Source organism: Streptomyces sp. Q6 (assembly GCF_036967205.1).
Classification (GTDB): domain Bacteria; phylum Actinomycetota; class Actinomycetes; order Streptomycetales; family Streptomycetaceae; genus Streptomyces; species Streptomyces citrinus.
In genome coordinates, this window is record NZ_CP146022.1 from 5,047,006 (window position 1) to 5,059,891 (window position 12,886).

11 protein-coding genes and 1 pseudogene are annotated in these 12,886 nt (G+C 71.8%); 6 read left to right on the top strand and 6 right to left on the bottom strand.

Annotated features, from left to right (window positions below; translation table 11 throughout):
* Nucleotides 1–169 precede the first annotated feature (169 nt).
* From V2W30_RS23695 to V2W30_RS23710, 4 genes are all read left to right on the top strand, one after another.
* On the top strand, nucleotides 170–1,345 hold the full coding sequence (locus V2W30_RS23695) for a 5-(carboxyamino)imidazole ribonucleotide synthase (RefSeq protein WP_338699535.1): 1,176 nt from the start codon (nucleotides 170–172) through the stop codon (nucleotides 1,343–1,345).
* Nucleotides 1,342–1,878 carry a 5-(carboxyamino)imidazole ribonucleotide mutase gene (purE, locus tag V2W30_RS23700; protein ID WP_338699537.1) on the top strand — a complete coding sequence of 179 codons (537 nt, stop codon included), beginning with the start codon at nucleotides 1,342–1,344 and terminating at the stop codon, nucleotides 1,876–1,878. The genes V2W30_RS23695 and purE overlap by 4 nt, the downstream gene beginning before the upstream one ends.
* A 5-nt stretch (nucleotides 1,879–1,883) precedes the next feature.
* Nucleotides 1,884–3,071 carry a dipeptidase gene (locus V2W30_RS23705; RefSeq protein ID WP_338699539.1) on the top strand — a complete coding sequence of 396 codons (1,188 nt, stop codon included), beginning with the start codon at nucleotides 1,884–1,886 and terminating at the stop codon, nucleotides 3,069–3,071.
* A 171-nt stretch (nucleotides 3,072–3,242) separates the two neighbouring features.
* The gene (locus tag V2W30_RS23710; protein ID WP_338699541.1) at nucleotides 3,243–4,319 is read left to right on the top strand and encodes a dipeptidase; all 1,077 of its coding nucleotides are present in this window, start codon (nucleotides 3,243–3,245) and stop codon (nucleotides 4,317–4,319) included.
* Between the two features lie 22 nt (nucleotides 4,320–4,341).
* On the opposite strand, the gene V2W30_RS23715 is transcribed toward V2W30_RS23710, so the two are convergent.
* Nucleotides 4,342–5,667 (bottom strand): UDP-glucose/GDP-mannose dehydrogenase family protein, encoded by a 1,326-nt coding sequence (locus V2W30_RS23715; RefSeq protein ID WP_338699542.1) that lies wholly within the window; start codon nucleotides 5,665–5,667, stop codon nucleotides 4,342–4,344.
* 178 nt (nucleotides 5,668–5,845) lie between these two features.
* Here V2W30_RS23715 and V2W30_RS23720 point away from each other — a divergent pair, with 178 nt between their 5' ends.
* A complete protein-coding gene (locus tag V2W30_RS23720; protein WP_338699544.1) occupies nucleotides 5,846–7,012 on the top strand; it encodes an acyl-CoA dehydrogenase family protein in 1,167 nt (388 codons plus the stop codon).
* A 59-nt stretch (nucleotides 7,013–7,071) separates the two neighbouring features.
* On the opposite strand, the gene V2W30_RS23725 is transcribed toward V2W30_RS23720, so the two are convergent.
* The 4 genes and pseudogenes from V2W30_RS23725 to V2W30_RS23740 form a co-directional block, all read right to left on the bottom strand.
* Nucleotides 7,072–7,707, bottom strand: coding sequence for an HAD-IA family hydrolase (locus tag V2W30_RS23725; protein ID WP_338699546.1), 636 nt, complete (start codon nucleotides 7,705–7,707; stop codon nucleotides 7,072–7,074).
* Between the two features lie 99 nt (nucleotides 7,708–7,806).
* On the bottom strand, nucleotides 7,807–8,550 hold the full coding sequence (locus tag V2W30_RS23730; protein WP_338699547.1) for a class I SAM-dependent methyltransferase: 744 nt from the start codon (nucleotides 8,548–8,550) through the stop codon (nucleotides 7,807–7,809).
* 12 nt (nucleotides 8,551–8,562) lie between these two features.
* Nucleotides 8,563–9,320 (bottom strand): annotated as a pseudogene (locus V2W30_RS23735) (SDR family NAD(P)-dependent oxidoreductase).
* A 14-nt stretch (nucleotides 9,321–9,334) separates the two neighbouring features.
* Nucleotides 9,335–10,618, bottom strand: coding sequence for an LCP family protein (locus V2W30_RS23740; protein WP_338699549.1), 1,284 nt, complete (start codon nucleotides 10,616–10,618; stop codon nucleotides 9,335–9,337).
* A gap of 107 nt (nucleotides 10,619–10,725) precedes the next feature.
* Here V2W30_RS23740 and V2W30_RS23745 point away from each other — a divergent pair, with 107 nt between their 5' ends.
* Nucleotides 10,726–11,274, top strand: a complete 549-nt coding sequence (locus V2W30_RS23745) for an acyl-CoA thioesterase (protein ID WP_338699550.1) — start codon at nucleotides 10,726–10,728, stop codon at nucleotides 11,272–11,274.
* Nucleotides 11,275–11,363: 89 nt separating this feature from the next.
* Here the strand turns inward: V2W30_RS23745 and V2W30_RS23750 are convergent, their stop codons facing one another.
* On the bottom strand, nucleotides 11,364–12,725 hold the full coding sequence (locus V2W30_RS23750) for an LCP family protein (RefSeq protein WP_338699551.1): 1,362 nt from the start codon (nucleotides 12,723–12,725) through the stop codon (nucleotides 11,364–11,366).
* Between the last annotated feature and the right edge of the window lie 161 nt (nucleotides 12,726–12,886).

Below are 12,886 nucleotides of genomic sequence, written 5' to 3' on the forward strand. Positions count from 1 at the left end.
CCTCAGCCCCCGTCGTCCCCGTCGTATGGTCCGCCGGTCCCGCGAGAGGCCGACCCGGCCATGCTAACCAGGCGGCTTCACGGGCGCCTGTGGGCGGACGGCGCGTATGGACTTTCGTACGAGAGGAGGGCCGTACGGGTACCGGCCGATTGGCCGATACCCTGAGGGTGTGACGTTCCCGGTAGTCGGCATGGTCGGCGGTGGCCAGCTCGCTCGTATGACACACGAGGCAGGCATCCCGCTCGGCATCAGGTTCAAGCTCCTCAGTGACACTCCTCAGGATTCCGCGGCGCAGGTCGTCGGCGATGTCGTCGTGGGCGACTATCGCGACCTCGACACGCTGCGTGAGTTCGCGCGCGGCTGTGACGTGATCACCTTCGATCACGAGCACGTGCCGACCGAGCACCTGCGGGCCCTGGAGGCGGACGGCATCCCCGTGCGCCCAGGACCCGACGCTCTGCTCTACGCCCAGGACAAGGGCGAGATGCGCGCGAAACTCACGTCGCTCGGCGTGCCCTGCCCGCGCCACCGCATCGTGCGCGACGTGGCCGACGTGGTCGCCTTCGCCGCGGAAGGCGCCTCTGAAGGCGCCTCTGAAGGTGACGGCTTCCCCGTCATCCTCAAGACGGTGCGCGGCGGCTACGACGGCAAGGGCGTGTGGTTCGTACGCTCCGAAGCGGACGCCGCCGAGCCGTTCAAGGCCGGTGTGCCGGTCCTCGCCGAGGAGAAGGTCGACTTCGTACGGGAGCTGGCGGCCAACGTCGTGCGCTCCCCGCACGGCCAGGCGGTCGCCTATCCCGTCGTCGAGTCCCAGCAGGTCGACGGCGTCTGCGACACGGTGATCGCGCCGGCGCCCGACCTCGACGAGACGCTCGCGGGCGAGGCCCAGGAGCTGGCGCTGCGCGTCGCCAAGGAACTCGGCGTCGTCGGCCACCTCGCCGTCGAGCTGTTCGAGACCCGCGGCCCCGACGGCAAGCCCGGCATCCTGGTCAACGAACTGGCGATGCGCCCGCACAACTCAGGACACTGGACGCAGGACGGGGCGATCACGTCCCAGTTCGCCAACCACGTGCGCGCCGTCCTCGACCTGCCGCTCGGCGACCCCCGCCCGCGCGCGCCGTGGACCGTGATGTGCAATGTCCTGGGCGGCGACTTCCCGGACATGTACAGCGCGTACCTGCACTGCATGGCCCGCGACCCGCAGCTCAAGATCCACATGTACGGCAAGGACGTGAAGCCCGGCCGCAAGGTCGGTCACGTGAACACCTACGGTGACGATCTGGACGAGGTCCTGGACCGCGCCCGGCACGCCGCCGGGTACCTGAGAGGCACGATCACCGAATGAGTCCTGTGGTTGGAATCGTCATGGGGTCGGACTCCGACTGGCCCGTCATGGAGGCCGCGGCGAAGGCGCTCGACGAGTTCGAGATCCCCTACGAGGTCGACGTCGTCTCCGCGCACCGCATGCCGCACGAGATGATCGCGTACGGGGAGCAGGCCGCCGAGCGCGGGCTCAAGGCGATCATCGCCGGCGCGGGCGGCGCCGCCCACCTGCCCGGCATGCTCGCCTCCGTGACGCCGCTGCCGGTCATCGGCGTCCCGGTGCCGCTGAAGTACCTCGACGGCATGGACTCGCTGCTGTCCATCGTGCAGATGCCGGCCGGCGTGCCGGTCGCGACCGTCTCGGTGGGCGGGGCGCGCAACGCCGGACTGCTCGCGGCCCGTATGCTCGCCGCCCACGACGAGGAACTCCTCGGCCGCATGCGCGAGTTCCAGCAGGACCTGAACGACCAGGCCACCGAGAAGGGCAAGCGGCTGCGCGCCAAGGTCGAGGGCGGGGCCGGCGGGTTCGGCTTCGGCTCGGGCACGGGGAAGTGAACCGCGTGACGGACCAGGTGGCACAGGCCCGCGAACTCCTCGCCGAGTTCCCCGTCGTCGACGGGCACAACGACCTCCCGTGGGCGCTGCGCGAGCAGGTCACGTACGACATCGACGCGCGCGACATCGCCACCGACCAGAGCGCCCATCTCCACACCGACCTCGGCCGGTTGCGGGCGGGCGGCGTCGGCGCGCAGTTCTGGTCCGTGTACGTACGGACCGACCTGACGGGCGACGCGGCGGTCAGCGCCACGCTCGAACAGATCGACTGCGTCGACCAGTTGATCGCCCGGTACCCGGGTGACCTGCGGGCCGCGCTGACGGCCGCGGACATGGAGGCGGCGCGCGCGGAAGGCCGTATCGCGTCCCTGAAGGGCGCCGAGGGCGGCCACTCCATCAACAACTCCCTCGCCACGCTGCGGGCGTTGTACGCGCTGGGCGTCCGCTACATGACGCTCACGCACAACGACAACATCGCCTGGGCCGACTCGGCGACCGACGAGCCCGGGGTCGGCGGCCTGTCGGCCTTCGGCCGCGAGGTCGTCCGCGAGATGAACCGCGAGGGCATGCTCGTCGACCTGTCGCACGTCGCCGCGACGACGATGCGCGCGGCCCTGGACGTGACCGAGGCGCCGGTGATCTTCTCGCACTCGTCGTCCCGCGCGGTCTGCGACCACCCGCGCAACATCCCGGACGACGTCCTGGAGCGGCTGGCCGGGAACGGGGGAGTGGCCATGGCCACCTTCGTCCCGAAGTTCGTCCTCCAGGCGGCGGTCGACTGGACGGCGGCCGCCGACGAGAACCTGCGCGCGCACGGCTTCCACCACCTCGACACGTCGCCCGAGGCGATGAAGCTGCACCGCGCCTTCGAGGAGGCGACGCCCCGGCCGGTCGCCACGGTCTCGACGGTCGCCGACCACCTCGACCACATGCGCGAGGTCGCGGGCGTCGACCACATCGGCATCGGCGGCGACTACGACGGCACGGCGTTCCTGCCGGAGGGCCTCGGGGACGTCTCCGGCTACCCGAACCTGATCGCCGAACTCCTCGACCGCGGATGGTCCCGCGGCGACCTCGCGAAACTCACCTGGAGCAACGCGGTCCGGGTCCTCGGCGACGCGGAAGCGGTCGCCCGTGACCTCCAGGGCCGGCGCGGGCCGTCGAACGCGACGCTGGAACAGCTCGACGGCTGAGCCCCGGCTCCGCCGGACACGCGATCCGGACGGGGTGGGGCGCGACGCCGACGCGGCGCGCCTCACCCCGACGGCGGTACGGACACCCGAACGCTTCGCTCACCGAGAAGCGTGCCGCACTCCGTGGCACGGTGGTCCCAACGCCGCCCCACCGACGTCCGGAGCCCTGCCATGGCAGACCTGCAGGACGAACTGACCGCACCCGCCGAAGCGGGCGGGCTCGACGATCAGCCCCCTGTCGAGGTCCCGCCCCCGCCACCGCTCCCCGTACCCGTCCCGGTCACCGCCCGCGACCTGCTCGCCCGGCACCCCGTCGCGGACGGCTACTGCGGCCTGCCGGAGACACTGCGGACCCTGCCCTGGTACGACCTCGAACTCGGCGAGAGCACCGTCGAGACCGATCTGCCCCGGCTGCGCGCCAGCGGCACCGGCGCCCTGCTGTGGGCGCTGCACGTCGACCCCGCGCGCCCCGTCACCACGGCCCTGGAACAGATCGACCTCGTCAACAACGTCGTCGCCCGCTACCCGGAGGGCCTGCGCCTGGCCCGCTCCGCGTCCGAGACCGCCGACGCCCGCGCGCACGGCCGCGTCGCCGTCGTCATCGGCCCCGCGCCCGGCACCGCGACCGGCGACTCGCTCGGCACCCTGCGCGCCCTGCACGCGCTCGGCCTGCGCGCCCTCACCCTCAGCGGCACGGCCTGGGCGTCCGACGACGGCCTGAGCCTGTTCGGCGAAGAGGTCGTACGGGAGATGAACCGGCTCGGCATGCTCGTCGACCTCACGGGCGCGTCCCCGGCCACCGCCGTCCGCGCCCTGGCCGCCTCCAAGGCCCCGACCGTCCTCACCCGCTCCGGTGCCCGCGCCCTCAACAGCCATCCGGACAACGTCGGTGACGACCTGCTCGCCGCCGTCGGCGCGGGCAAGGGCCTGTGCCTCGTGCCCTGCTCGGTCGCCCGCACCGGACCCGCCCTGCGCGACGTGGCCGACCACCTGGACCACGTACGACGCGTCGCGGGCCCCGAGTCGGTCGGCCTCTCGGGGATGTACGACACCGGGGACCCGCACCCCGAGGGCCTCGCCGACGCCTCCGGCTACCCGGCCCTCATCGCCGAGCTCCTGGACCGCGGCTGGCCCGAGGCGGACGTCGCCCTGCTCACCTGGGGCAACGTCCAAAGGGTCCTGCGCGGCGCCGAGTTCACGGCCCGCGCCGCCCAACAGCGCCGCGGACCGTCCACGGCCACCCTCTGACCTCAGCAGTCCCCGTACTCCGTCACGCGGACGGCCGCCCCATGGCCCGGTACGTCCACCCGGCGTCCCGCCACAGCGCGGGGTCCAGGGCGTTGCGGCCGTCCAGGATGACCCGCTCCGACACGGCGGCACCCAGCTCCGCCGGGTCCAGCTCGCGGAACTCCCGCCACTCCGTCAGATGCAGCACGACGTCCGCGCCGCGCACCGCGTCGAGGGCCGAGTCGGCGTACCCCAGCGTCGGGAACAGCCGCCGGGCGTTCGCCATGCCCTTCGGGTCGTAGACCGTGACCTGACCGCCCTGGAGGTGGATCTGCCCGGCGACGTTCAGCGCGGGGGAGTCCCGCACGTCGTCCGAGTCCGGCTTGAACGTGGCGCCGAGCACCGCGACCCGCTTGCCCAGGAACGCCCCGCCGCCCAGCGCCTCGCGCGCCATCTCGACCATCGCCCCGCGCCGCCGCATGTTCACGGAGTCGATCTCGCGCAGGAACGTCAGCGCCTGGTCCGCGCCCAGCTCACCGGCGCGCGCCATGAACGCCCGGATGTCCTTCGGCAGGCACCCGCCGCCGAAGCCGATCCCGGCCCGCAGGAACTTGTGCCCGATCCGGTCGTCGTAGCCGATCGCCTCGGCCAGCTTGGCGACGTCGCCGCCCGCGGCCTCGCACACCTCGGCCATCGCGTTGATGAAGGAGATCTTCGTGGCCAGGAAGGAGTTCGCCGCCGTCTTGACCAGCTCGGCCGTCGGGAAGTCCGTCACGACGAGCGGCGTGCCCTCCGCCAGCGGCGTCGCGTACACGTCCCGCAGCAGCTTCTCGGCCCGCTCGCTGCCCACGCCGACCACGATCCGGTCCGGGTGCAGCGTGTCGTTCACGGCGAAGCCCTCACGCAGGAACTCCGGGTTCCACGCCAGCTCCGTCCCCTCGGGCAGCAGCGCCGCCAGCCGGGCCGCGGACCCCACCGGCACCGTCGACTTGCCCACGACCAGCGCGCCCGGCTCCAGGTGCGGGGCCAGGGAGCCGAACGCGGAGTCCACGTAACTCATGTCGCACGCGTACTCGCCGTGCCGCTGCGGGGTGTTCACGCACACGAAGTGCACGTCCCCGAACTCCGCGACCTCCTTGAAGTCCATCGTGAAGCGCAGCCGCCCGCTCGACCCCTCGATCCCGGCGACGTGCTTGCGCAGCAGGTCCTCCAGACCGGGCTCGTACATGGGGACCTCGCCCCGCGTGAGCATCTCGATCTTCTCGGGTACGACATCCAGACCGAGCACCTCGAAGCCGAGCTCGGCCATGGCCGCGGCGTGCGTGGCGCCGAGGTAGCCGGTGCCGATCACGGTGATCTTGAGGGCCATAACGGGGCTCCAGAGGTGTGGGTGCGGCGTGCGCTGCCCGAGCATAGTCGGGGCGTCGACCGGCCTCTCACCGGGCAACTTTCCCCTTGTCGCGTAGCTCACGTATCCCCGGAGTGCGCAGACACCTAAAATTCGGGTTACTTAACGGTAATTAGCATCGCTTGGAGCGTGAGACACCTTGGCCGGATCGACTTCCACCCCGGAGTTCGACCTGTACCGCCCGTCCGAGGAGCACGACCTGCTCCGCGAGACCGTGCGCGCGCTGGCCGATGCGAAGATCGCCCCGCACGCCGCCGCGGTCGACGAGGACGCCCGCTTCCCGCAGGAGGCGCTCGACGCGCTCGTCGCGGCCGAGCTCGCCGCGGTGCACGTGCCGGAGGAGTACGGCGGCGCGGGCGCCGACGCGCTCGCCACCGTCATCGTCATCGAGGAGGTCGCCCGCGCCTGCGTCTCGTCCTCCCTGATCCCGGCCGTGAACAAGCTCGGCTCGCTCCCCGTCATCCTCTCCGGCTCCGAGGAGCTGAAGAAGAAGTACCTCGGCCCGCTGGCCAAGGGCGACGCCATGTTCTCGTACTGCCTCAGCGAGCCGGACGCCGGTTCGGACGCGGCCGGCATGAAGACCCGCGCGGTCCGCGACGGCGACTTCTGGGTCCTGAACGGCGTGAAGCGCTGGATCACCAACGCCGGCGTCAGCGAGTACTACACGGTCATGGCTGTCACCGACCCGGAGAAGCGCTCCAAGGGCATCTCCGCGTTCGTCGTCGAGAAGTCCGACCCGGGCGTCTCCTTCGGCGCCCCGGAGAAGAAGCTCGGCATCAAGGGCTCGCCGACCCGCGAGGTCTACCTCGACAACGTCCGCATCCCCGCCGACCGCATGATCGGCGCCGAGGGCACCGGCTTCGCCACCGCGATGAAGACCCTCGACCACACCCGCATCACCATCGCCGCCCAGGCGCTCGGTGTCGCCCAGGGCGCCCTCGACTACGCCAAGGGCTACGTCCAGGAGCGCAAGCAGTTCGGCAAGCCGATCGCCGACTTCCAGGGCATCCAGTTCATGCTCGCCGACATGGCGATGAAGATCGCCGCCGCCCGCCAGCTCACGTACGCGGCCGCGGCGGCCTCGGAGCGCGGCGACAAGGACCTCACCTTCCAGGGCGCCGCCGCCAAGTGCTTCGCCTCGGACGTCGCGATGGAGGTCACGACCGACGCCGTCCAGCTCCTCGGCGGCTACGGCTACACCCGTGACTACCCGGTCGAGCGCATGATGCGCGACGCCAAGATCACACAAATCTACGAAGGCACGAACCAGGTCCAGCGCATCGTCATGGCGCGCAACCTGCCGTAACCGTCGACCGAACCAGGAAGGGCGCCCGCGAAACGGGCGCCCTTCCTCGTCGTGCGCCTCTACGCACCACCGAGCAGCGGAGCCAGCGCGCGCTCCAGGTCCGCCGGTTCGCGGAAGTGCGCCCCGCGCATGCCGAGGGCCGTGGCCGCCTCGACGTTCTCCGTCGAGTCGTCGACGAACAGGCACCGGTCCGGCCGGACGCCCGCCCTGGCGGCCGCCAGCTCGTAGATCCGCGCGTCGGGCTTCGCGAGACCGACGCGCGCACTGCTGACGACGTCGTCCGCGAGGTCGGTCAGGCCGAGTCGGGCGAGATCGTCCTCCAGGTCGACCGTCGCGTTGCTGACGAGGACCAGGGGGACGCGGGTCCGGGCCCGCCGCAGCAGCGACACCACCGCCTCGTCGGCCCGGAAGGGCAGCGCCAGCAGGGTCGAGGCGAGTGCGCGGGCCGTCCGCGCGGGCACGAGTCCGGTCAGTTCCGTGACGATCGACTCCACCCACTCCTGCGGGGTGATGCGCCCCAGCATGAGCGGCAGGTCCACCTCGGGCGCGAACGCCACCTTCGCCGTCGTGCCCTCGGCCAGCCCCGCCGCCCGCTCCAGGGCGAGCAGGCCGGAGTCGTCGTAGAACCGGATCACGTTGTCGATGTCGCACAGGACGGCGTCGAAGGGCACTTGCGTGTCGAGCGGACCGGTCATCGCGGGGAGCCACCTCATGGTCGTTTCGGGCCAGGAGCGTACCTCTTTGACCTGCGCGTCCTTCGCCCGGGACCGGACCGCCGGGCCGGACCGCCGGGATCAGGCGGTGCCGGGCGTCCGGCGCAGGACCAGGCAGACGAACCCGAACGAATCCCGGTACGACCGCAGCCACTCCGTGCGGCGCAGGGCGGCCGTCTCCAGGACCTCGGCGCTGTCCGGGTGGTCGGGGTGGTCGAGGGCCCAGGCGGCGACGGAGCCCCAGCAGGCCCACTCGTAGGCGTCCAGCTCCTGCCGGGTGCTGATGTGGCCGTGGACCGGGGTCCAGCCGGCGGCGGTGACCCGCTCCACGGTGTCGGCGAGCGGTGCGAGATCGCCGAGCATGTCGACGGCCTCGGGGGACGGCGGCCGCTCCCAGAAGCCGTCGCCGACCAGGATGCGGCCGCTGGGCGCCAGGTGCGCGCGGGCCGCCGCGAGGGTCGGCAGCAGGCCGCCGAACGCGTGGGCGGCGCCGACGCTGACGACGACGTCGAACGGCTCCTTCGCGGCGAACTCCTCGGCCGGCCGGTGGTGCAGCCCGAGCCGCTCCCCGAGTCCGCGCTCATCGGCCGCGTCACGGGCCAGCGCCAGCGCGTCCGCGGAGATGTCGACGCCCTCGGCGCGCACCCCGGGCCGCGTGGCCAGGGCGCGCAGCAGCCATTCGGCGGTGCCGCACCCGAGGTCGAGGACGCGCTCGTCGCCGCGCGGCAGCGCGTGCCGCAGGAGGTCGCGTACGGAGTCGTCGCCGAGCGGGGCCTTGACCGGATGACCGGCGTGAGCGATGCGGGAGATCTCTTCGCGATGCATCGGCGCAGCGTGTCAGCGCGGCGCGCTCCCCGCACCCGGATTTCCCGCCGGGGGCACATGGACCTCGGGCAGCACCGCGAGCGCCCCGCCGTCGACCGGCAGGCAGACTCCGTTGACGTACGAGGACGAGGGCCCGGCCAGGAACGCCACGACCTCGGCGATCTCCTGCGGGGTGCAGAGCCGGTCCAGCGGGTAGGCGGCCTGGACGCGGGCGCGTTCGGCGGGGTCCCGCCAGCGGTGGGCGTTGCGCTCGATGGCGACGAAGCCCGGCTCCACGACGTTCGTGCGCACCCCGAGCGGACCCCACTCGGCGGCCGCGGCCCGTGCCAGGGCGCCGAGCCCCGCCTTCGCGACGGCGTACGCGGCGCATCCGGGGCGGCCCCGCGTGCGTGCACCGAGCCGACGAACACGATCGAGGCGGGCCCCGCATCCTTGCGCCGTACGAGCTCGGCGGCGGCCTGCCAGGCGGAGACGAGCCCCACGTCGAGAACGCGATGCCACTGACGTGACGTCAACGCGTCGAGCGGCGACCGCAGTTCCCACAGCAGCGCGTGGACGAGGACCGACGGCGGCTCGGGCGCGGCGTCGAAGGCGCGGGCGAGCAGCGCGGGATCGGTGGCGTCGCCCTCCACCGTGTGCGCCGTGTCCGGGAGTTGGCGCACGGCCGGGTCCAGGTCCACGGCGACGACATCGGTGCCGTCCCGGGTGAGCCGCTCGACGACGGCCCGGCCGATGCCACCGGCGGCGCCGAGCACGAGTGCGGTGGCCATGGCCGGGGCCCCTGTCAGTCGCTGGTGACCGTGACCTTCTCGTCGTTGTTGAACTGCTCGACGAGCTGCTTGACCTTGGTCTTGTCCCACAGGACGTTGCCGCCGACGAAGCCGGCCGTCGGCATGTTCATGGACGTGCCGTCCCCGTCACCGCCGGAGACCGACTTCATCGCCAGGAACATCGACCCCAGGTCCCACAGGCTCATGTCCTTGTCGACGACGAGCGTGTCGAGGCCCGCGCCCAGCGTCGGGTAGAGCTTGAAGGGGTTCATGATCGTGCCCGGTGACGCCACCTTGTGGGCGAGCGCGGCGAGGAAGGCCTGCTGGTTCTTGGTGCGCTGGAAGTCGCTCGACTTGAACGCGTGCCGGGTGCGGACGAAGGCGAGCGCCTGCTGCCCGTTCAGCGTCTGCTTGCCGGCCTTGAAGTCGGCCCCGGACCACTTGTCCTTGAAGCCTTCCTTCAGGTTCATCTCGACACCGCCGACCGCGTCCACGATGCTCGCGAAGCCGCCGAAGCCGATCTCGGCGTAGTGGTCGATGTGCAGGCCGGTGTTGGCCTCGACGGTGCGGACGAGGAGCGTCGGGCCGTCCTCGGCGTACGCGGCGTTCAGCTTCGTCTGGCGGCCGGTGCCGGGGTACGTCTTGCCGGACTCGGCGCCCTTGTACGTGGGGATCGTCACGTTCGAGTCGCGCGGCAGGGAGACGAGGGTGTCGCCGTTGTCCCCGACGTGCAGGATCATCATCGTGTCCGTGCGCTTGCCCTTGGCGGAGCCGGTGTGCAGCTCCTTCTTCTGGGCGTCGGACATGCCCTCGCGGCTGTCGGTGCCGACGATGAGGTAGTTCGTGCCGTCGCCCGCCTCGGGGCGGTCGATGACCTTGGACAGGTCGACGTCGCGGTGGAGCTTGGAGTCGGCCCAGAAGTACGTGCCGATCGAGGTCACCACGAGCACCGAGACCACGGTGATGGCGGTCCACTTGATGCGCTTGCGCCAGTTCGGCGTGCGGGCCGGGCGGCCGGTGGGCGGCCCGTAGTCACCGCCGCCGCCGGAGCCCTGGCCCCGGGAGGGCTGGCCGTAGACCTGGCCCGTGTTGTAGTCGCTGTCGTACGCCGGCCCGGCGGGCTCCTGCCGGTACAGGTCGTCGTACCCGTCGTCGTAGGAGGGCTGCTGCTGCGGGACGGGGCGCTGCACGTGCGGCATGACACGGGCACCTTCGGGGCGTGCGCTCGCGCTGCCGCGGCCGTAGCCGCCGCCGACGCCGCCCTGCCTGTCGCTCCGCCCCTCGGGCCAATCGCTCATTGAGCCAGTGTGCCGTGCTCCGCTGTGTGCCTTACAAGGGCGGATGGGAAATCGGGCCAGGGCTGTTGCGAAGCTGACACAAACGAGCCGCGCATAGGGTGGGTGGCATGACAGACCAGGCCCATGGCACGGAATCACCGGATTCAGATATTCCGGGCAAGCCGACGTCCGCTTCCCGCACGACGTTGTCGCACATCATGACGCACAACGACACCAACCTCCTCGGTACGGTGCACGGCGGCGTGATCATGAAATTGGTGGACGACGCGGCGGGCGCCGTGGCGGGCAGGCACTCGGGCGGACCCGCGGTCACCGCCTCCATGGACGAGATGGCGTTCCTGGAGCCGGTCAGGGTCGGCGACCTCGTGCATGTGAAGGCCCAGGTCAACTGGACCGGCCGGACCTCGATGGAGGTCGGCGTCCGGGTCCTGGCCGAGCGCTGGAACGAGTCGACGCCCGCGCAGCAGGTCGGCTCCGCCTACCTCGTCTTCGCCGCGGTCGACGCCGACGGCAAGCCCCGCACGGTCCCCCCGGTCCTCCCTGAGACCGACCGCGACCGCCGCCGCTACCAGGAGGCCCAGATCCGCCGCCAGCACCGCCTGGCCCGCCGCCGCGCCATCAAGGAACTCCGGGCCCAGAGCCCGTCCGAGGACTGAGGGACCGGGCCCCGTTCAAGCCCCTCCGGCGATCGAGGAGCGGAGCCCCGTGACCTCAGCCACAGCTCAGGCCCACCGGGGACCAGCCCTCAGGGACACACCACCTGATCCCCGGTGACCGCCCCGTACTCCCCTTGGTACGCGTCCTCGGCCCGCACGGCCCGAACCCCCCGATAATCCGCCCCGGCGACGACCTTGAGCACAGCTCCCTGCCCCTTCACGGCAGTCATCCGCGCCCCGGGCAACGCCGTGGCCAGCGACTTCGCCGACCGATCCCAGCGCGGGTCGTAGAGAACCACCGTCCGCGCCGCCGCCCGGCGCTCCGCGTTCACCGGCGCCCCCGTCGTCCGGAACCCGGTCTTCTTCAGCGCCGCGTCCACCTTCTTGCCGAGGCCCGCCGTCATCGTCCCGTTCTCGACCTGGACCCGGATCTGCTGCGGCGAGACCCCGACGACGGTCGCCTTCTTCCGCGGGCGGTGCGGCGCGAGCGGCTTGTCGTCGCGCAGCGCCTGGAAGAGCTTCCCGGACTTCTTCGCGTCCCACTTCACGGTCGAGCCGATGCCCTTGACCGGGAAGCTGATGTTCCCGATCGGCACGGTCGTGAACTCCGACGAGGACGGCGAGAAATTGCGCATGGCGCGCGCCAGATCGACCATCTCGTCCGTCCCGAACCCCTTGTCCGCACGGACCGAGCTGAGCAGCGTACGGGCGACGTCGCGGAACCTGACCGGGTTCAGCAGGACACCCGAGGACGTCGTCTCCGCGATCAGGGACGCCATGAACCGCTGCTGGCGCTGCATCCGGCCGAGGTCGCCCGCGCCGTCCACGTGCCGCGCCCGTACGTACTGGAGGGCCTCGCCGCCGTCCAGCCGGTGCGTGCCGGTGGACAGGTCGAGGCCGGTGTTCGGGTCCTTGAGCGGGCGGGCGGTGCAGACCTCGACGCCGCCGAGCACGTCGACCGTCTTCATGAAGCTGGTGAAGTCGACCTCCAGATAGTGGTCGATCTTCACGTGCGTCATGTTCTCGACCGTCCGCACGGTCAGCTGCGGGCCGCCCTCCGCGTACGCCGCGTTGATCTTCACGGGGTGCTCGTGGTGCTTCTCGCCGCTGTTCTGGTCCGTGTGCGGCGGCATCATCGCGTACGAGTCGCGGGGGAGGGAGACGACGGACGCCCGCTCATGGTCGTCCGAGATGTGCACGATCATGATGGTGTCCGTGCAGTGGCAGGGGGCGCCGCCCAGCCGGTACTTCTGCTTCTCCTCGGGCGAGATCTTGTCGCGGCCGTCGGTGCCGACGAGCAGCACGTTCATGCCGTGGCCCGGCGCCGGGCGGTTCTTCATGTCCTTGAAGGGGTCGATCCGGTCGATGCCGGTGTCGAGCCCGGAGACGAGCGCGTGCCCGACCCCGGCCGCGGCGAGGACCGTGACCGAGAACGTGGTCGCGACCCGCATCGCCCACCGTGGCTTCTTCCTGCGCGGCAGGACCGCCGGACGGCGGCTCTGTCCCGGCTCCTGGGGACGCTGCGGACGCGGTGGACGGGCAGGGGAGCGGGGCGGCGTGGGCACGAGGGGACACCTCCGCGACGACGGGCGTGGGACAGGCCCTGGCACCG